The organism is Psychrobacter sp. P11F6 (assembly GCF_001435295.1).
Taxonomy (GTDB): Bacteria; Pseudomonadota; Gammaproteobacteria; order Pseudomonadales; family Moraxellaceae; genus Psychrobacter.
Genome location: NZ_CM003594.1, coordinates 30,080 through 50,221, shown reverse-complemented (window position 1 = coordinate 50,221; position 20,142 = coordinate 30,080). Strand labels below are relative to the sequence as shown.

Annotated in this window: 18 protein-coding genes; 10 read left to right on the top strand and 8 right to left on the bottom strand. The window is 42.2% G+C overall.

The window, feature by feature from the left end:
• Window positions 1-19: 19 nt before the first annotated feature.
• Both AK822_RS00205 and AK822_RS00200 read right to left on the bottom strand, forming a co-directional pair.
• On the bottom strand, window positions 20-1,084 hold the full coding sequence (locus tag AK822_RS00205) for a disulfide isomerase DsbC N-terminal domain-containing protein (RefSeq protein ID WP_060490143.1): 1,065 nt from the start codon (window positions 1,082-1,084) through the stop codon (window positions 20-22).
• A 439-nt stretch (window positions 1,085-1,523) separates the two neighbouring features.
• Window positions 1,524-2,228 (bottom strand): pseudouridine synthase, encoded by a 705-nt coding sequence (locus AK822_RS00200; protein WP_045442943.1) that lies wholly within the window; start codon window positions 2,226-2,228, stop codon window positions 1,524-1,526.
• A 196-nt stretch (window positions 2,229-2,424) separates the two neighbouring features.
• On the opposite strand from AK822_RS00200, the gene AK822_RS00195 reads away from it, so the two are divergent.
• The 6 genes from AK822_RS00195 (at window position 2,425) to AK822_RS00170 (ending at window position 8,546) form a co-directional block, all read left to right on the top strand.
• Window positions 2,425-3,036, top strand: coding sequence for a YigZ family protein (locus AK822_RS00195; RefSeq protein WP_060490142.1), 612 nt, complete (start codon window positions 2,425-2,427; stop codon window positions 3,034-3,036).
• 114 nt (window positions 3,037-3,150) lie between these two features.
• Window positions 3,151-4,215 (top strand): YheT family hydrolase, encoded by a 1,065-nt coding sequence (locus tag AK822_RS00190; RefSeq protein ID WP_060490141.1) that lies wholly within the window; start codon window positions 3,151-3,153, stop codon window positions 4,213-4,215.
• 44 nt (window positions 4,216-4,259) lie between these two features.
• A complete protein-coding gene (locus tag AK822_RS00185) occupies window positions 4,260-4,802 on the top strand; it encodes an acyl-CoA thioesterase (RefSeq protein WP_060490140.1) in 543 nt (180 codons plus the stop codon).
• Between the two features lie 183 nt (window positions 4,803-4,985).
• Window positions 4,986-5,363: a DsrE family protein gene (locus tag AK822_RS00180; RefSeq protein ID WP_060490139.1), complete on the top strand. Its 378-nt coding sequence runs from the start codon at window positions 4,986-4,988 to the stop codon at window positions 5,361-5,363.
• Between the two features lie 232 nt (window positions 5,364-5,595).
• Window positions 5,596-7,392, top strand: coding sequence for an AIPR family protein (locus tag AK822_RS00175; protein WP_060490138.1), 1,797 nt, complete (start codon window positions 5,596-5,598; stop codon window positions 7,390-7,392).
• Between the two features lie 110 nt (window positions 7,393-7,502).
• Window positions 7,503-8,546 (top strand): NAD(P)H-dependent flavin oxidoreductase, encoded by a 1,044-nt coding sequence (locus tag AK822_RS00170; protein WP_060490137.1) that lies wholly within the window; start codon window positions 7,503-7,505, stop codon window positions 8,544-8,546.
• Between the two features lie 25 nt (window positions 8,547-8,571).
• On the opposite strand, the gene AK822_RS00165 is transcribed toward AK822_RS00170, so the two are convergent.
• Window positions 8,572-9,276 carry an aspartate/glutamate racemase family protein gene (locus tag AK822_RS00165; RefSeq protein WP_060490136.1) on the bottom strand — a complete coding sequence of 235 codons (705 nt, stop codon included), beginning with the start codon at window positions 9,274-9,276 and terminating at the stop codon, window positions 8,572-8,574.
• A gap of 260 nt (window positions 9,277-9,536) precedes the next feature.
• On the opposite strand from AK822_RS00165, the gene AK822_RS00160 reads away from it, so the two are divergent.
• Entirely contained in the window at window positions 9,537-9,791 is a 255-nt protein-coding gene (locus AK822_RS00160) for a DUF2798 domain-containing protein (protein ID WP_045442930.1), read from the top strand.
• Between the two features lie 441 nt (window positions 9,792-10,232).
• On the opposite strand, the gene oppF is transcribed toward AK822_RS00160, so the two are convergent.
• The 5 genes from oppF to AK822_RS00135 form a co-directional block, all read right to left on the bottom strand.
• On the bottom strand, window positions 10,233-11,261 hold the full coding sequence (oppF, locus tag AK822_RS00155; RefSeq protein WP_087945513.1) for a murein tripeptide/oligopeptide ABC transporter ATP binding protein OppF: 1,029 nt from the start codon (window positions 11,259-11,261) through the stop codon (window positions 10,233-10,235).
• 3 nt (window positions 11,262-11,264) lie between these two features.
• Window positions 11,265-12,335, bottom strand: a complete 1,071-nt coding sequence (gene oppD, locus AK822_RS00150; protein ID WP_060492117.1) for an oligopeptide ABC transporter ATP-binding protein OppD — start codon at window positions 12,333-12,335, stop codon at window positions 11,265-11,267.
• Between the two features lie 131 nt (window positions 12,336-12,466).
• A complete protein-coding gene (gene oppC / locus AK822_RS00145; RefSeq protein ID WP_060490135.1) occupies window positions 12,467-13,372 on the bottom strand; it encodes an oligopeptide ABC transporter permease OppC in 906 nt (301 codons plus the stop codon).
• Between the two features lie 90 nt (window positions 13,373-13,462).
• Complete coding sequence (gene oppB, locus AK822_RS00140; protein WP_045442924.1) at window positions 13,463-14,383, bottom strand: oligopeptide ABC transporter permease OppB; 921 nt, start codon at window positions 14,381-14,383, stop codon at window positions 13,463-13,465.
• Between the two features lie 301 nt (window positions 14,384-14,684).
• Window positions 14,685-16,352: an ABC transporter substrate-binding protein gene (locus AK822_RS00135; protein ID WP_228139041.1), complete on the bottom strand. Its 1,668-nt coding sequence runs from the start codon at window positions 16,350-16,352 to the stop codon at window positions 14,685-14,687.
• A gap of 857 nt (window positions 16,353-17,209) precedes the next feature.
• Here AK822_RS00135 and AK822_RS00130 point away from each other — a divergent pair.
• Genes AK822_RS00130 through AK822_RS00120 form a run of 3 tightly spaced genes read left to right on the top strand, consistent with a single transcriptional unit; the run spans window position 17,210 to window position 20,125 of the window.
• Window positions 17,210-18,262 (top strand): DUF2157 domain-containing protein, encoded by a 1,053-nt coding sequence (locus tag AK822_RS00130; RefSeq protein ID WP_060490134.1) that lies wholly within the window; start codon window positions 17,210-17,212, stop codon window positions 18,260-18,262.
• Entirely contained in the window at window positions 18,255-19,463 is a 1,209-nt protein-coding gene (locus tag AK822_RS00125; RefSeq protein WP_060490133.1) for a DUF4401 domain-containing protein, read from the top strand. The genes AK822_RS00130 and AK822_RS00125 overlap by 8 nt, the downstream gene beginning before the upstream one ends.
• Window positions 19,460-20,125 (top strand): GDYXXLXY domain-containing protein, encoded by a 666-nt coding sequence (locus AK822_RS00120; RefSeq protein WP_060490132.1) that lies wholly within the window; start codon window positions 19,460-19,462, stop codon window positions 20,123-20,125. Before AK822_RS00125 ends, AK822_RS00120 begins: the two co-directional genes overlap by 4 nt.
• Window positions 20,126-20,142 lie beyond the last annotated feature (17 nt).

The following is a 20,142-nucleotide window of genomic DNA, read 5'->3' as shown; positions in this document are numbered from 1 at the left end:
TATTCAACATCTATGTGAGCTACTGTACGCCCAAAAATTCTAAAAACTCAGGACTCTCAAAGCTCGCTTGATAAAGCACGCCATCTTCACGGTAGATAGCAGGCGTTGCCATCACCGCAAGCCCTGCTGCTTTTTCACGATTGGGCGTTACATGATCGGCTTTACAACTTGCTGGTGCAGGTGTCATCTCACCCTGCAACATTGCTTTATCAAAAGCTTTACGGCGGCTGTCCTCGTCACCTTGGCACCAAATGCCACGCATTTGCTCAGGGGACTGCTCGTATATCGGATAACCAATGGTTTTGACCGTCACACCTTTGGCATTAAGCATCGGTAGCTGCTGATGCAAGCGGCGGCAGTAAGGACAATTGACATCATTTGCCACATAAATAACGGCTCTCTCAGTGCCGGTCGCTGGATAATTAATCAGCTGGCTTTCATCTAAAGTTGCAAACACAGACTGATTTTTACGCTTCTCAAACTGCTCATCGAGTCCGATGAATTGACCATTTTCGATAACAGAAATCTCGCCATCAGTAATATACTGTGCATCATCCGATAGTAAAAAAGGCACGCCTTCTAATGTCGCACCCCAAATCACGCCTGGCACTGCGGTATAAAAGAACGGCGTCTTAGTGCTCATATTTTTCAGCGCATCCATATTTGCCAATATATCAGCTTTAACACTCGCACTGACAGGTTTGCCTGACTGCGCACTGGTGCTACGCGCTGGTGTCTTGGTGACTACACGCTTGCTTGGATTCTTTTGTAGCTCGCCTTGAATGACATATTTGCCATCTTCAGTGATATGCAAAGGCAACTGCCCCGCCAAATTGACTTGATACATATTGGGTAAGTTGGACGGCACAATAGAGCTGATTTGTGTTTTGATCCCTGCCTGAGTGAGCAATTGGCGCAAGCGACTGTCAACAGACTTGCTAACGGTGCCAGCGGCTTTTGTATTTTGAGTACTCTGGCTCGCTTTTTGGTTAGTAGCGGCAGTATCACTAGACTGGGCACAAGCGGTGGTTGCCAATAACATGGCGCCAATTAAACTGGCAGATTTTAATAGAGATGATTTCACAGAGACAGTCCTATCTGGTTTCAACAAAAACAGCTTTTAATAACAGCGCGTTTCAGTAACAACGATTTTTAATAACCTTTAATTTTAACAACACTCAATCTTAAGAATAGCTGTTTCTAATAATGCTCGCTTCTAACAATATAGGTTTTTAACAATAGCTACTTTTAATAAAGATAACGATATTATGTAAAAAAATAGATTAAAAAAAGATAGGCAGACTTTAGCACAAGGAATACTTTTGCAAAGGTTTAACGGCTCAATTTTGCAAAACTGCTACTGAGCTTTAAGAGATAGGCAACACAGTGTGCACGCGAGACATAACAGGGTAAAAGTGATAGTCAAAAACCATGGTCAAATACTACGGTCAAAAAAAGCAGCACACGTGAAGTGGCTGCTGATGGTAAGGATGTGCTTGCGAGTTCATTTCAAGATGAAAAACTTAGAACTTAGCCACTTCTTCAGGTGTTAAAAAGCGACTGTCGCCTTTCTCTAATCCTTCCAAAGTAATGTGACCGACACTAGCGCGATGCAGCTCAACCACTCTATTACCAAAGTAACCCATCATCCGTTTTACTTGATGATATTTACCTTGCTCAAGCGTCAAACGTGCATGCGTCTCATCAATAAATTCGAGAACAGCAGGTTTTGTTTCTTCGTGGTCGCCTTCTAAAAGAATGCCTTCAGCAACTTCTTTGACGGCATTGGCTTGCGCCGCTTCATCCATCGCATCTGCTAAAGTCAGCTCATAAATTTTGGCATGTTCATGCTTAGGGCTGGTGACACGGTGCAACCATTTACCATCATCACTCATCAGTAATGCGCCAGTCGTATCAACATCGAGACGCCCTGCAATGCGCAAACTACCAAGCTCTGGCACCGCAATCAGCTCAGTGACAATTGGATGCTCTTTTACTTTCAGCGTACATTCAAAGCCTTCAGGCTTATGTAATAGAATATAACGACTGCCCGCAGCGACCGATAGTGGCTCGCCTGCCCAAATCACATCGTCATTGACCACATCGACATGGACACCTGGGTCTTTGATGACCTGATCATTTACCGTCACTTCACCAGCGTGCAGAATTTTTTTGGATTCTTTACGCGATAGCTCAGTGGCTTTACTCAAAAATTTATCTAGACGCATATATTGCCTACCATTCGTTTGATGATACCTACTTTACCGTAGCAGCTAACGACACCAGCACTCGCACTGAGCTTGTCCGCTATCTTCATGGGTCAGAAGTGGTACTATAATAAAAAATTAAATGAACACTGCGCCCAATACGGACGACAGTGAAAGTTAGACAAGTTTACCATATCCAACCTAGACCTGATGAAATATGAGCTATCAAACGCTAAAACGTGCTGTCACTGCGCGCTTAGAAATTAAAAAATCCGAGTTTATTGCTTACGCTTATCCAGTCACTTCGCGTGAACAAGCAATGTTTCACGTGGAACAGCTGCGTCAACAATATGCTGATGCGCGCCACCACTGCTGGGCGTATATCATTGGCGATCCCAATAACACCACTAGTGCTGGTTTTGATGATGATGGCGAGCCAAATGGTACGGCAGGTCGCCCGATATTAAATGTGTTGCAACATAAAGCGATCGGTAACGTCATTATCATCGTCGTGCGTTATTTTGGTGGTATTAAACTGGGCGCAGGCGGTCTAACCCGTGCTTATGCAGGCGCAGCGCAAGCAGTCGTCGACCAGATGATATTACTGCCTTATGTGCCAATGGTACAAGTACAAATACTGGCAGAATTTGCCACCGAAGCGCAATGCCGCTATGTGGTCGAAAGTTTAAATGGCAGTATCGATGATGTCGCTTATAGTAAACAAGTGACATTGACCGTGACGATTGCTGAGGCAGATATCAACCATTTAAAAGAACGTCTAGCGATGGATGGGCGCGTATTAGATGCGTCGGAAAAATTGAATGAGTAATCATGCGTTCACTGAGCATTCACTAAATCTTATTGGTTTTGATAACTGCCATGGGTATGATAAAGCTATGATTATTCACAACGATTTTTAATAAACATAAAATAAGACTCATATATGCCAACCTCAAATTCGCCAACGTCAAAACCGAGCCAATCCTTCTCTCCAGCACCTTTTAAACCGCCCTTTTGGCTGACCAATCCGCACCTGCAAAGCATCTTGCCTAAGTTTTTTGCGCCCAAAACGCCCACTTATCGCCGTGTGGTCGAAAAAGACTCGTTGGATGAAAGTGATATTGCTTATGACTTTTATGATGCGCATCCTATCGCCACCGTAGAAAACAGCGAGCGTGAACAAACGCCATTAATCGTGCTATTCCATGGTATGGAAGGCAGTAGCGACAGCCATTATGCACGTGCTTTGGCGCATCAAATACATGCGCAAGGCTGGCATTTTGTGGTGGCGCACTTCCGCAGTTGTGGCGGCATTCCTGCTAATGGTCGAGTTTTTTATAATGCGGGTGACACGGATGAAGTGCATCACGCGCTGCAAAATCTAAGTCAGCAATACGCCAATATCTATGCGGCTGGGGTGTCGCTGGGTGGTAACGCGTTGGCGAAATACATGGGCGAATATGGTGATAAAGCAATCTGCCAAGGCGCGGCTGTGATTTCTGCGCCAGTTGATATGTCCTCCGCTGCCCTTAGTATGCACAGCTTTTTGAGTCATCGCATCTACACCCCTTATTTGCTCAACCCGATTATCAAAAAAGCCTTAGCCAATGACATCAGCAAAGAAGAGATTGACTCGATCAAAGCGGTCAATCGCATCAGTGACTTTGACGATATCTTTACCGCGCCGCGTCATGGCTATCGCTCTAACAATCACTACTATCAAGCCTCATCAGCCCTGCCTTATTTAATAAAAGTGACGAAGCCATTGTTACTCATTAGTGCCAAAGACGACCCCTTCCTTGGTTTTACCGCCACGCCGAATGATGTGTCTAACAGTGTCACTATCTTAGACACTGAGCATGGCGGGCATGTGGGTTTTATTCGTTATCGCTCTGACAAAGACAAATCACCTCATCTTTATAAAAAATCAAGATTTGATATCAACTGGATACCTGAAACTGTCAGCGCTTATTTTAATCATATCGGTGTAGCATCTAATAAGCCCTAAAATAAGAATACTCACCTTACCTTTTACTCTTTTGAGATTGCACTATGTATCCATTTATCCGTTATGCCAGCACCATCGCCCACGCCGCGCTACAAGTCAAAAAAGGCAATACCTTAACGTTTAAAGATACGAGTGAGATTAGCTTTCGCTGTCGTCTGACAGATATTGATAATTTCTTAGAGATGAATAATGGTCGCGTACTTACCCTTTTTGATATGGGTCGTACTGACTTCGCGGTGCGTAGCGGGCTTGGACGTCAACTGCTCAAGCAGCGTTGGGGTTTGGTCGTCGCTGGCAGTACCATCCAATATCGCAAACGTATTCGCGCTTTTGATAAGGTCACCATGAAAACGCATATTGTCGGCTTCGATGAGCGTTGGATATATATCGAGCAGTCGATGTGGGTAAAGGGCAAACCTTGCTCCTCTGCTCTACTGCGGACGGGCGTGACTGAAAAAGGTAAGGTGATAGAAACAGCACGTGTACTAGCCTCATTGGGGCAAGCAGATTGGCAGTTGCCACCGAGTGGCTATGTGGCAGAATGGATCGTCAGTGATGCTGATCGCCCGTGGCCACCGCAAAGTTAGCATTTATTTTTTAACGTGATTCATAAGTCACAAACACCTATTCACAATCAGTTAACCTTATAACTACTATTTCCTAACAATACATTATATAAATATATATATTAAATGCTAGGATAGTAATGAGCATCATACTCAGCTCAACTAAATACTATTTAATTAAAACAGTCTTATAAGGAGAATAATATGGCTAACACGACGGATTATGTCGGTACGTTATTTGATAATAGTGAATCAAATCCAAGCAAAATCACCTTAGCATTTACTATGGCAGGTGTCGCACTTAAAAAAGGTCATTCTGCCTCAGTGATATTGATGGTGGACGCGGTACATTTGGCATTGCCCAACGCTTTAGACAGTGTCAATATTGGCGCGCCATTTGAACCTGCGGGCGAATTGTTAGAAGCCTTTATCGAGAACGGCGGTCAAGTATTGGTCTGCGGCGCTTGCATGAAGCACAACGGCGTGGAAGAATCAGACATCGACAAGCGCTTTGAAGTGATCAGTGGTGATGATGTGGTTGAGCTGCTGATGAATGCGAAGGGATCTTTGCAGTTGAATTGATCATTTAAGCTAAGCTATAAGTTTATAAAAATAGGTCAGTTTTCTGAATTATCTTTTTGATAGTTTAGGAGTTGACCTTTTTTATCATATAATTTTAAGTGATCACTCATTTCAATCAAGACTCTATATGAATAATTTCGTTGTTATCTGTCAACAAATATTGTATGTTCATAACATTTATCAAAATATTGCTAATAGCAAAGTTTTGAAATAGACATAAGGTCAATTAGTTATGAGTGATATTGTGCAACAATATATAGATATAAGTAGAGAAGAGTTATCTGTTTCAAAGAATAAAATAGACATTAATTTATCTGATGAGCTCTTATTCGGCACTATATGCTACAAATATTTTTATAACGAAGGTAGGTTTGATGTTACTGATTTTAGAAACTCCTATACTGATGGTGCAAACGATGGTGGAGTTGATCTTATAGCCGTAAACGAAGGTGATATATACAAAAGCTTAGTTTTAATTCAATCCAAAAATGTCAAAGATTTTAGTTCAAAAGATGAGATAAAAGATATTTTCACTAAAATGGCTCAAACAGTAAAAGATTTCAGAAATGATAAGGTAGGGTCATATAATAAGAACTTAAGACGCATATATCGTGAAAAATACGATGACGCAGTAGAAGATGAAAATTTTTCTATAGAGCTAGTATTGTTCATTAATACTAACAAATCTGAAGAGTATCGCGATGAGATATCTTTACATCTAAAAAAAATAGAAGAGCTTGAAGACTTTGAAGTATCTATCTTTTATAAAAACGAAGTTGAACAGCAAATAAAAAATTTTGAGAATGGACAAAGATATGTAAGGGAAGGAAAAGTAGATATATACAAAGAGCATGGATTTATCAAAAACGGTGATAATGGTTTGCTGGTCAATATTTCTGCTCTTTCAGTTAGGAATCTTTATGATAAATATAGAGACGAAGGTCTATTTGAACAAAATTTTAGATATTTCGTTAGGAATAAGAAAATTGATGATCAAATTAATAGTTCCCTTAAGAAAAAAAGAGACAAATTCTGGTTCTTGAATAATGGAATTATCATTGGTTGCAAAGACTTTCACCTAGATGGTGATAACATCAAGTTAGAAGATTTTTCAATTATTAATGGGTGTCAAACTACAACTATATTAGGTTCTTACAAAGGTTCGAACGAAGATCTAGACTTCCCAATATCTTGCAAGATCGTCAAGCCAGATCATGGAGGAGAAGATTATTTTAATGTTTTTATCTCTGAAATTGCTGAAGCATCAAACTCACAGAAGCCTATTTCGGATAGAGATTTAAAATCTAATTATCCTGAACAGAGAAACTTACAGCAAGATTTAAAAGCTTATGAGCCTAAAATATATCTTGAAATTAAACGTGGGGAAGGTATTTTAAGAAAAAAGAATATCCAAAGTTGGCAAAAAATAAAAAATGATGCATTAGGACAATTGATTCTCAGTGTTCTACTACAACGTCCGGGAACAGCTCGAAGTAATAAGAAGAAAATTTTTTCTGACCGTGGGACTTATAACAGTATTTTTAAACGTAACCATGATAAAGATACACTTGTAGATTTGTTGCAGCTGGCGAACTACTACGATGACTTTGTAAAACTATCAAACTTGAGTGAAAAACCTTCCAATATAGCTAAAAACGGTCGATTATGTGTTATTGCTATAATAGGTTTTATTATAAAATACAATCGTCAACAAATAGATATCAAATTAGATAGTAGTAGCACGGAATGGATATCTGACCTTACTAGCGATACTCTCACTGGTTCATTTTTCGACAAAGATAGACCTGATGATTATAGAGATGCTTTAAATTCGTTATTCAATCAAATTATTATGGCTTTGCTAAATTTATATACATCTCGTGGAGATACTGAAACTTCTGTGACGAATTTCTTTAAAACTGATAAGAAATATTTTTCAGTTATCCTTGAGTTTATTAAATCTAGTATAATTTTGGATGAGTATGAATTCCGAAAAGTGAAAGAAAAGATGGATCAAATATTCTATTAAATTTTATTCAGTTTCTTTTATTTGGCTACCACTTCGTAGCCAAAACTCACTCTTAGCTTTGCTAAAGTAAGTATTGCAACTATTTTAACAAAATAAAAAGGAAGCCCGTCATGACCTTACTGAATACCCTTAATTTGACCTACCCTATCGTGCAAGCGCCGATGGCAGGCGCAACCACCCCTGAGCTTGCAGCGACGGTGAGTAACTTTGGTGGACTGGGTTCATTGGGATCGGGCATGACGCCGCCAGAGGTTTTGCATAGCCATATTAACACCATTAAATCGCTCACCGATCGCCCTTTTATGATCAATCTAATGGTGTTGTCTGAGCATGAGTCGAGCACCTTTGATACCAAAATCCCTGCTTGGCTAAGTCATTACTATGAAGAAAACAATATCGAGTTTGCGCTACCTGAACGCCCAGCGCTAAGCTTCGCGGATCAGGTACAAGTGCTCTATGACAATCCAGTCGCCGTCGCTAGCTTTACCTTTGGCATTATCAGCGCCGAGCAAGTTCAGCATCTGCAAGGTCTAGGCACGCGCGTCATCGGGACGGCAAATCATCCATTAGAAGCGAAAGCATGGAGCGATATTGGTGCTGATGCGGTATGTGTACAAGGGGTCGAAGCGGGTGGGCATCGCGGTGGCTGGCTTACGCAAAGTGAAAACGATCCATTGGGATTATTGACGCTAATTAGTCAAACGCGCGCGTGTACCGATATTCCGTTAATTGCAGCAGGTGGCATCATGACTGGGCAAGATATCAAAGCAGTGCAAACGGCTGGCGCTGAGCTAGCGCAAATCGGAACGGCATTTTTGACCACAGATAAATGCGGTATTAATGATATTTATAAACAAGCACTACTTGATGCTAGTGAAAATAAACGCAGTGCTGAGACACGCTTAACGAGACTGTTTTCAGGTAAGCAGGCTCGTGGTTTATTAAATAATTATTTGCGTGATTTTGCTCGCTTTGAAAGCGCGCATGAGCTACCGCCCTATCCACAATTAAATGCGATGACCAAATTTTTGCGTGGTCATGCGACCAATAATCTTGACCCAGAATATCAGTCTTTATGGGCAGGACAAGGCGTCGCTTTGGTCAGACAAGAGCGCACGATTGAGCTGTTAGAGCGCTTGGTCAAAACGTTATAGGCTTAAATACTTTTATCAGTCCGCGCTACTCTAGTAAGAAATCCACCGCTGCCGCTGCATGAATCACCGTGGTATCAAATACGGGAATGGGGCTATCTGCTTGTTTAATGAGCAGTCCAATTTCTGTACAGCCTAAGATGACGCCCTCTGCGCCTTGATCTGCTAAATCTTTAATCACCTGCTGATAATACTGACGCGAGCTGTCTTTAAATTGACCAATGCATAGCTCTTTTTTGATAATTCGATGTACCTCTGCTCGCGCATCACTCTCTGGTATCAACACTTGAAGCCCTGCATCCACCAAACGCTGCCTATAAAAATCTTCCGTCATCGTAAACTGAGTGCCCAGTAAGGCAATTTTAGACAGATTCTGTTTTTTGATGGCGGCAATAGTGGCATCAGCGATATGAATAACAGGTAAATGCGTCGCGGCTTGCACATCATCGAGTAATTTATGCATCGTATTAGAGGCAATCATGAGCCCTTGTACGCCAGCGGCTTGCAAACGCTGAGCACTGCTGGCCATGATTACACCCAGCGCTGCCCATTCATCTTGCTCTTGGTGCTTATTAATCAACGCAAAGTCCACGCTATGTATGAATAAATCTGCTGAATGTAAGCCACCCAGCTTATCCTTGACACCCTCATTTATCAACCGATAATAGCTTTCGCTACTCTCCCAACTCATACCACCGATGATGCCCAATGTTCGCTGCTTGTGCACGGTCATTTTATTGCCTTATTCGTGGGTTGTAATCGATTTTATCGTAGCAAAATTAATCATCTTTAGTTTGTTATTTTTCAGGAATTTTTATTTTGATGCATGAGACAACAGTCATTAAAATATAACGAATGCCACCATTGATAATAACGATTTTATCCACTCAACAACATACGATATCATGGTTAGTAATGACGACACATGACGCTACGCAACATCGTTCATCGTTCATCAAACGCCACCATCACCATGTAGGACACCTCCACACTATGGCAAAATTCCCTACCATTAGAATACGCACACGGCGCAAGTACTACCGGCTTATTTTCACCTTTTTAATGGCACTGCTAATGTCCACGATTATCTCAACTGCATTGCTGCTGATCAATGTAGGATTCGTCGATGGGTTCTTTATCACGCTGTTTCACTCATGGAAATATGCCTTTATAGTCGCGTGGCCGAGCGCTTATATTTGCGCCTATCTCATCCAAGAGCATTTGCTCAGTCGTATTGAGTTTTATTGAACCAGCTAGAAGTTAAAGTATGAGAATGCCATGATGAAGCATTGCTGTGTACTGATGGTAAATCATCATGCCGCTATGAATTAAGAAATCTGTGGTCGTATGCACAGCCTTGCTGAAGGCATTTTATGCGAAGATAAAAGGGTATTTTTTGATTGGATATTAGGGACGTTGAGTCATCTTATAATAAGTAACTGGATCTGGATAAAAGGCTTTCATGACCTTCCTAATTACTCCCGTAATAAGTCAATCTCCAAGCCCACCATCGTGGTCAGCTAACAATATTACTTAATGAAATGGCTATTGATATCGGTGAAACTGATTGATTGATACTAACTGCTGACGTTTAAAACCAATGAGCAAAAACATTAGACTGTATTAAGAGCATTTGAATAAGTCCGCATGCTTTTAATACCGTCAATATTCATAAACCAAAAACCACTTTTAAGCCACCTCGACCTTATTCTTTAAACAAGCCACTCGGTGATTTATGGTGCCTTCTAACACGGGTTTAATCTGTGCGCACTCTTCATCAGCTAGTGGACAACGGGTACGAAAAACGCAACCTGATGGCGGATTGATTGGACTGGGTAAATCACCCTCTAATAACTGAATGACCTTACTACGTTCAGCAATAGGGTCAGGTAGCGGTACAGCAGACATCAGTGCTTTGGTATAGGGATGAGTCGGATTGCCGTATACGGCTTTGTTCAAACCTAGCTCGGCGGCGTTGCCTAAATACATGACCAAGACTCGATCAGCAATGTGCTTAATCACAGAAAGATCATGGGCAATGAAGATAAGCGCTAACCCCATCTCTTCTTGCACATCTTGCAATAAATTAATGACCTGTGCCTGAATCGAGACATCAAGGGCGGAGACTGGCTCATCACAGATAATAATTTTGGGCTTTAATATCAGTGCTCGAGCAATGCCTATTCGCTGGCACTGACCTCCTGAAAACTCATGCGGATATCGGTTAATTTGATTGGACAGTAGCCCCACCTTTTTCATGATGGCGCGTACCTCGTTTTGCACCTTAGGCTTCTTCATTTCAGGATAATAAGTGCGAAGAGGCTCGGCGATAATATCCCCTACAGTCATGCGCGGGTTAAGTGACGCCAGCGGATCTTGAAAGATCATTTGAATGTCTTTTCGCTTTAATCTCATGGTTTTTTTGGACGCACCCACCATCTCTTCATCACAAAACTTGATACTGCCAGAGTCAGCTTGTATCAATCCGATGATAGTACGAGCGAGTGTTGATTTGCCGCAGCCTGATTCGCCTACCACCCCTAAAGTCTCACCAGCAAATAGCTCAAACGATACCCCATTAACTGCTTTTAGAGTGACAGGCTTCTGCCAAAAGTAAGTACCTTTTTGTTTGATATTAAAGGTGGTATGAATGTCCTTTACTTGCAATAACGGTGCTGGATTATTGCTTTTGGCGCTATCTAAATTCTGTATCATCATGAGCTAGCCCTCCATCCCTGATTGATTATTGGCATCGCTATCTGTTGAGCTATCTAGTGAGTGATCAACGGGTGTTTCAGGATGCCAGTGGCAAGCGCGTTGACGCTCGTTCGGTAGAAATTCCAGCGGTGGCGGTGTATCACGGCAGATTTCCATAGCATGAGAACAGCGCTCATAAAAAGGACAGCCTGCAGGCAAATCTAATAAATTTGGTGGACTACCTGGAATGGTTTCAAGCTTGCCCATATCGTTATCTAAACGAGGAATCGCTTTTAGTAATCCAATAGTATATGGATGACTTGGGGCATAAAAAATCTCTTCAGTCTCTCCATACGCCATGGTACGCCCAGCATACATCACCAGTACTCGATCACAGATACCCGCCACAACTCCCAAATCATGGGTAATCATAATAATGGTGGTGCCAAAGTCACGTTTTAGCTCGTTTAATAGAACCATAATCTGCGCCTGAACAGTAACGTCGAGCGCGGTGGTTGGCTCATCAGCAATCAACAACTTAGGGCGACATAATAATGCCATCGCAATCATGACCCGCTGACGCATACCACCTGAGAACTCATGCGGATACATGCCAATACGGTTCTTGGCTTCTGGAATCTTAACCGCGTCTAGCATTCGTATGGATTCGGCCCAAGCATCTTTTTTACTCATGCCTTTATGTAAAATCAATACTTCAGCGAGCTGGTCGCCTATCTTCATATAAGGATTTAATGAGGTCATCGGATCTTGAAAGATCATCGCGATCTGCTCGGCGCGAATCTTATTTAGTGCTTTTTGTGACAATCCTAGTAGCTCATTACCCTCAAAGCGTACCGCACCTTTGGCATAACCGTTATTTGCCAATAACCCCATAATAGCAAATGCTGTCTGCGACTTACCTGAACCGGACTCACCAACGATACCTAAGGTTTCACCTTCATGTAGGTTAAAATTTAAGCCATTAACTGCCGTTACCAGACCCTCCTCGGTCGTGAACTGTACCGATAAATCTTTGACTGCTAACAAGGTATTTTCTGCATTAGCTGGCTTATCGAGCGCTGAACCAGTACCCATCTTAAAGGTAGTAGACTCTATTTTCTCAGGAGCACTAGACGCGTTGGCGGCGTTATGAATCTTTTGAGTTGTTATGTTTTTATCTTCCATGCTTTTATCCTTCATACTTTGGTTTTTCATGATGCACCCTCTTAGCGGTCTTTAGGGTCAAACGCATCACGCAGACCGTCGCCAATAAAGTTAAAGCAAAATAAAGTAATGACCAAAAAAGCTGAGGGAATCAAAATCTGCCAAGGTGCTACCTGCATGGTTTTTGAGCCTTCTTGCAACAGCGCTCCCCAACTGGTCATCGGCTCTTGAACACCAAGTCCCAAAAAGCTTAAAAATGACTCAAACAAAATCATCGTTGGCACTAATAAAGAGGCATAAACCACCACCACCCCGAGTACATTGGGCACGATATGGCGTAAGATAATATTGAAGCCTGATACGCCGCCTACGTGCGCAGCTTCGATAAACTCTTTACTCTTCAGGCTTAGCGTTTGCCCGCGAACGATACGCGCAACATCCAGCCACGATACCAGTCCAATCGCCACAAAGATTAAGATAAGGTTACGACCAAAGATAGTGACTAATAAAATCACAAAGAACATGAAGGGGAAGGCGCTTAAAATCTCTAATACACGCATCATCACGGTATCGACTTTGCCACCAAGATAGCCTGACGTTGCACCGTATATCGTACCGAAAATCACTGCAACCGTAGCGCCGGCGACGCCTACCATCAAGGAGATACGACCACCTACTGCGGTTCGCACTAACAAATCACGACCGAGTGAGTCAGTACCGAAGTAGTGCTTGTTATCGATGGCTGGCGCGGACTGCATAAAGTTCCAGTCGGTTTCGGCATAACCAAAAGGTGCTAACATCGGCACAAAGATGACGAAAGCAGCCACGAGTAGCAAGATAAAAAGACTGGCTACGGCGGCCTTGTTGCGATAAAAACGGCGCTTAGCATCTTGCAAAAGGCTGCGGCCTTTGATTTCCTGAGCCCCTATTTCTGCTAGGTCAGTTGTCTGGTCTGCGGTAAGGCTCATAGTCGTCCTTTTAATAATCTATTTAGCATAATAATAATGAATGATACCCATCAAACCGTATTGGAATGATAGTGCGCTTAAATGGTCGCCTTAATACTGAATTTTTGGATCAATTACCGCGTATAAAATATCGACGATAGCATTAAAGGCAATGGTCAATACCCCGACTAAAATAGTCAAACTAAGCACTACCCCATAATCACGATTAAGTGCGCCGTTAATGAATAACTGTCCGATACCAGGTAAACCAAAGATAGTCTCAATCACAATAGAGCCTGTGATAATACCGACAAAGGCTGGACCTAAATAAGAGATAACGGGTAGTAGTGCGGGTCTCAGCGCATGCCTCATCACTATTTGGCGCATCGGCAAACCTTTCGCCTTGGCCGTTCGGATATACTGGCTATTCATCACCTCAATCATCGAGCCGCGCATGATACGAGCAATACTCGCAACATAAGCGAGCGCTAAAGCGGCGACTGGTAATACAAGGTTTTTGAGTGCCCCGTCATTCCAGCCACCAGCCGGTAGCCATTGCAAAATAATGGCAAAAATCAGCACTAATAATGGCGCTTTAACGAAGCTTGGAATCACAACGCCTGTCATAGCAAAGGCCATCAGTACGTAGTCTATCCATGAGTTTTGCTTAAGGGCTGCGATAACACCGAAGATAAGTCCTAAGACCAATGCCAATATAAAAGCGTATAGACCCAACTCCATAGAGACGGGAAACGACTGCGACAACAGCTCGTTAACCGTATAATCTTTATACTTAAAAGACGGTCCAAAGTCGCCTACCGCTAGCTGCTTTAGATAATTAACATACTGTAGCCACATAGGATCGTTGAGATTGTATTTGGCCTCGATATTGGCCAGTACCGCAGGTGGCAAGCTACGCTCACCCGTAAACGGACTGCCTGGCGCCAAACGCATCATAAAAAAGGAGACCGTGATCAATACGAATAAGGTCGGAATGGCCTCTAAGATACGCCGAAAAATCAGTTTTAGCATAATGCCTCTTTTATAATGATGCTTATTTTTCAGCTAAATTAAAATGAGATAACTAGCACAAACCTAACGCCCAGTTATCGTTCAACTAGCAATCTTCAATGACTTGGTTTTAACTAAAATATCGATAATCGTCGTTTATAAATAACAAAAGTTTCATCTAACACGCCTAATAAGAGTGGCCGTGAAAAATGAAACTAATGGCACTATCAGCGTTGTTTGATAGGAGCGATAAATAAAACCAGCTAATTTTACCGCTCTCAGATACTTACTCAATAGAATTATTCAGCGATCAGTCAAACAATTAGTGCTTAGCAATTGAGAGATTTTTTACCTGCCAATTGTCTAATATATCCTTAGTTGGAAACCCAATGACATAAGGTTTTACTAGACGCGGGCTGACGTAATGATAAATGTTAAGTAAACCCATATCTTGATCGAGCTGAGCTTCAGCTTGCTTGTATAGATTGGCACGCTGCTCAGGGCTAACGCCAGCTTTCAGCGTTTGCGCCATTAAACTGTCAAAGTTAGCGTTATTGTATTTACCGTAGTTGCCACTATTGTCAGATTTGGCAATATTTAAGAAAGCTGACGCTTCGTTATAATCACCACACCAGCCAGCACGCGCAATTTGATAGTTACCATTACGGCGGGTATCCAAATAGGTTTTCCATTCTTTATTGGTCAAAGTCACATCGACGAAGCCGAGCGCTTGCTTCCATAGTGAAGTAGCCGCGACCGCAGTCTTTTTATGATTGTCATTGGTGTTGTATAGCAGCTCAAAAGTCAGTGGATTGCTATCGCTATAGCCTGCTTCAGTGAGCAGTTTTTTGGCCTCAGTAACCCGCTTTTCTTGATCCCAAGTCGACCATTCTGGATTATTTGCAATATCGCCATTGGTGGCAGGGGGTGTCAACTGATAAGCGGCCGTCTGTCCTTGACCGATAACTTTATCCGCAATGGTATCGCGATCCAAAGCTAAGGCTAAAGCGCGGCGTACGTTGGGATCGTTGAACGGTGGCTTGACCGTATTAAACTCGTAATAATAAGTACAAAGATAAGGAGATACGGTTAGCTGATCGCCCACTTGCTCTTTAAGCGAAGCGAACTGCTCGGTTGGAATCTCATTGTAGGTCACATCGATTTCACCCGCCTGATAGCGTGCGACGTCAGTCGTACTAGAAGGAATCGGCAGGAAAGTGACGGTATCGATAGTCGTATTAGCATCGTCGTAATAAGAAGCGTTGCGCGTTAAAACGATTTTGTCGTTAATTTGCCACTGGGTAGGCTTGTAAGGACCGTTAACCACGATATTCTCAGGAGCTGTCCACTTATCACCAAAGGCTTCAACGGTCTTTTTATGAACGGGCTTGACTGAATTATGAATCAACATATCTGGAAAATAAGGGACTGGCTCTGATAACGTAATTTGCAAAGTTTTATCATCGATAGCCTTTACGCCAAGGGTTTCAATGCTTGCCTTACCATCAACGATTTGATCAGCGCCTACTACTTTGGCATCGACCAAATAGCTTGAATACGGCGACGCAGTATTTGGATCGACCAAGCGGCGCATACTGTAGACAAAATCCTCTGCCGTTACTGGATCATCATTTGACCATTTAGCATCGCGCAGCTTAAAGGTCCATACTTTATTGTCTTCGCTTTCCCAACTGGTTGCCATTGCTGGAATGGTCTTACCTTCGGCATCCGTATTGGTTAAACCTTCTAACATCTGGCGGCCAAGGGTAGATTCTGGTACCCCCGATACTTTGTGTGGATCAAGTGATTCAGGTTCGGTACCGTTATTGACGACGAGCGCTTGAGTATCAGCCAGTACATTAGGATCAACGGCAGCTGCTTGGCTGTCAGTGCCAGACTTATCGCTACTACAGCCAGTCATAGACATGGCGAGCGCAAGAGAGGTAGGCAAAAATATAGAGGACAAAAAGTGATTAGGAGTGCGCATCATATAATAGCTATCCTTGCTGGTCAGTGGCTGGGCGGATCAACTAAATAGTAGTGATTCGAGTTAATATATCCGTATATTGACTATGTTTATTAACAATACTTTAACTAACTATTGGTCATATTGTAGACAACTATTAGTAATTAAAAACGATACAAATGTCAATAAGTTTTAATGCATCCCCGATACTAACAAGCAAAATAAGGTTGCCGTCAAAGCAGTTTCGACGACCAAAAATCAGATGAGATTACTATTACTTTAGTAATTTTTATAGCTACTTATTACCTTTCATCAGCAATATGCTACCGCTCATTCGAAGCCTGTCTTATTACTACAAATTTCAGTTTCTAAATCACTAATTATCACTGTCAAGTGAATGAAATCAATGCTATCAAGCAATAAAACCCTAGTAGATATGATGAATTTTATTTATAAGACTATTGTTAATAACTAATCACACACTAGAATTTTTAAGCCTATGCTGATGAATAATAGTGTGGTATTTTCGACACTCAAAACTAGACCTATTCGCTATTCAGAATCGTGCAACTTTTTCATTTTTGCAATTACTTATTTTTGTAATAGCTGAGTAAGATCATGATAAAAATCACTAAATTTAGAATAGATACCTACCAATATCACTATTAATTCCTTTTTATAAAGCTAATAACGCTGATCTCTTGATGAAATTTTGATCTTATAGTCGCGTGGCCGAGCGCTTATATTTGCGCCTATCTCATCCAAGAGCATTTGCTCAGTCGTATTGAGTTTTATTGATTAAAAAACTATAAACTTTAGTACACCTGCCTCTCACAAAAAAGCTAAGATAAGCAACATCATCTTTTTATTTAGAGGACGCTATGAGCCAACCACGGCGTACTATCGAGCATTTACTCAAGCAAGGCATACTGCCATTGACGCATGCCAACGATGCAGCGATTCATTTGCAAGTCTATCCTAGCAAACGCTCATGGCTGGTCTTTTTTGATAAAGCCATGCTGATTATCGGGGCGATCGCGCTGGTATTATCGCTGGTATTTTTTATTGCCTATAACTGGATAAATATGGGCAAAATGGGCAAGTTCGCTTTGGTCGAAGGGGCCTTGGTTATCACTATTGCTTTGTACGTTGCACTATCTTTTAGGCAACGGTTTCAGCTTATTCGCCAATTATTATTGCTCATTGCCAGCGTGATTACGGGCAGCTTATTGGCGCTATTTGGGCAGGTCTATCAAACGGGTGCTGATACGTGGCAGCTGTTTTTTGGCTGGGCCGTATTGATTATTCCTTGGGTAATCATCGCCCGCTTCCCTGCGCTTTGGTTGTTATGGTTGGGGCTCGTCAATACTGGTCTCATCCTATATTTCGGCGTTACGGACTTTGCCTTTGTCAGTTATTTTTATGAAGGTGTCTTACAAATAGGCGTGCTTGCCGCTGTTAATTTTGTGGCGCTAAACTTGTGGCTCGCGTTTATCGACCGTCAACCACCATCAGTCACACGCAGCCGATTTAAGCCCGAGATGGATTGGAGCGCTTATGTCGTCGGTTTACTCAGCAGCTATTTTATTACCTACCTTGCCATTCTTTATGTCTTTGATGACGCCAATATTTTAATGACGCTGATCGCTTTGCTGCTATGGATGAGCTGGTGCGGATTTATGGTTTGGCGATTTTATTGGTATCGCATCAATCTATTAATGCTGACCTATTTATGTGGCTCTGTCATTGTCGTGGTGATGTTTTGGGCGGGTAAGTTGTTTTTAGACAATTTTGATATGGGTGGTTTTCTCATCTTAGCCCTATTGTTGATTGGCATGAGTTCAGCGGCGGTTGTTTGGCTGCGTCATGCGGCACGTTTAAACAGCGAAAACAATATACCCAGTGCTGTCGTCAAAGGAGGTAATTATGAGTAATGATATGAATAATCAACACTCGGACAATGTCCTTTTACAGCTGCAACAGCTTGGATTGATTGATGGAAATGTGATTGATGCCCGTACTGGTGAGACAAGTCCTAAGGCAACGATAGCGAATCATCACTCTCAAAACGATACTCCTTGGTTTATACAGATACTTTTTGGTCTCAGCGGTATTGTAGCAAGTCTGTTTCTAATCGCCTTTTTGTCTCTATTATTGTTCGGCATCGATGGCTTTGACAGCGTGATTGCCTTGTTAATTACAGGTCTAGTACTCAGCGCGGCGGGTTTTGTGCTATTTAGAAACAAGCAAAGCCGTGATAATACCTTTATCAGTAGCCTAGCATTGGCTATTAGCTCGGCTGGGCAAGCCTACATTGCCTTTGCTTTATTTGATAATAATTTGTCGCATCCTATAGATGTTTGGCTTTTTTTAATCGTGCAAGCCGTTATGACGGTCATTATGCCCAACCGTATCTATCGCCTATTGGGTAGCATAATGACACTAGGTTTGACGGTTTATCTGCTTAACTATTATCATCTACCTGAGGTTAGCTTGGGGCTATTAACACTGATTACGACTGGCAGCAACTTATCACGCTATTCTCTATTGCAGCGTATACCTAGTAAATGGCGCGCGGATGCTTTTGATATTATTAAAGCCCTTGGTTACGCCAGCGCGCTGATGCTGTTGTGCGTTTCTGTGTACTTTATTGCCGCTGAACATAGTCATAGCCTTGCTACTTATTATGGCGACACTTTTCGCTACAATTACTATTTGGCGCAAGTACTGCTTACACTTGCCAGCCTTTATGCCGCTTATCTGATTCTAAAACGTTACGACGTTAAATTACTATCGGCAGCGGGATTCTTCATTGGTGGTGGGATTGTATTGCTTGGGATAATATCGATTTACGTCTCAGGACTGCTCGCGACCAGCCTTATTATCGTCATTGCGATCGCCAATAGCCAACGAGTGCTATTAGGTTTGGGCGTCACCGCCTTGGTCAGCTATGTATTTTGGTATTACTATCAGCTCGATACTTCGTTGCTAATCAAATCTCTCTCGATGCTAATCGTCGGACTGACCATGCTGATGGGGCGTTGGCTATTGATTAAACGCTATTTCGCTAACTCCCTTATCAACGATACTGACTTGACAATGAGCGCCAACGATCATCAGGAGCGCCACTCATGAAAAATAAAATTTTGACTAAGCGCTTGATTGATGACACGTCACCATCCACGCATTGGCTAAAAAAACGAGCCGTTACGATTACGATTGCCCTACTGGGGTTAGCCTTGATATTGGTCGTAATGACACTGAATATCATCAAATACGAAAACCATCTTAGTAATGGCAAAACGGTATTATTAGCGCTCGCACCCGTTGATCCACGTGGTTTTATGCAAGGCGATTATATGGCGTTAAGCTATGCGCTAGAGGGTGATTTTCTTGCAGCGTTGCGAGCGAAAAAGCTGCAAGAATACTTAGGTAGTTTTAAAAATTCAGAGAATCTACAACCAGCTTTCCACCCTTATCAACCCAGCCAAGGCTATGTGATTGTGAAAATCGATGGTAATAATGTAGGACATTTTGTCCGCTTAGCTGATAGTAATAGTCGTGAAGAGTTAACTAAAAGTGAGCTGCCCATTTATTACCGCATCCGTAACGGCAGTGTGCAATTGGCGACCAATGCGTTTTTCTTTCAAGAAGGTCATGCTGAGGCGTTTGAAGCGGCTGAATATGGTCTGTTTCGCGTCAATGACAAAGGCGAACCATTACTCACAGAGATGGTAGACGGTGATTTTACAGTCATCGTCGGCGACATAAGTGAAAAGGATAAAGCCTCTCAGTAGACGTTCACGCTGTGACT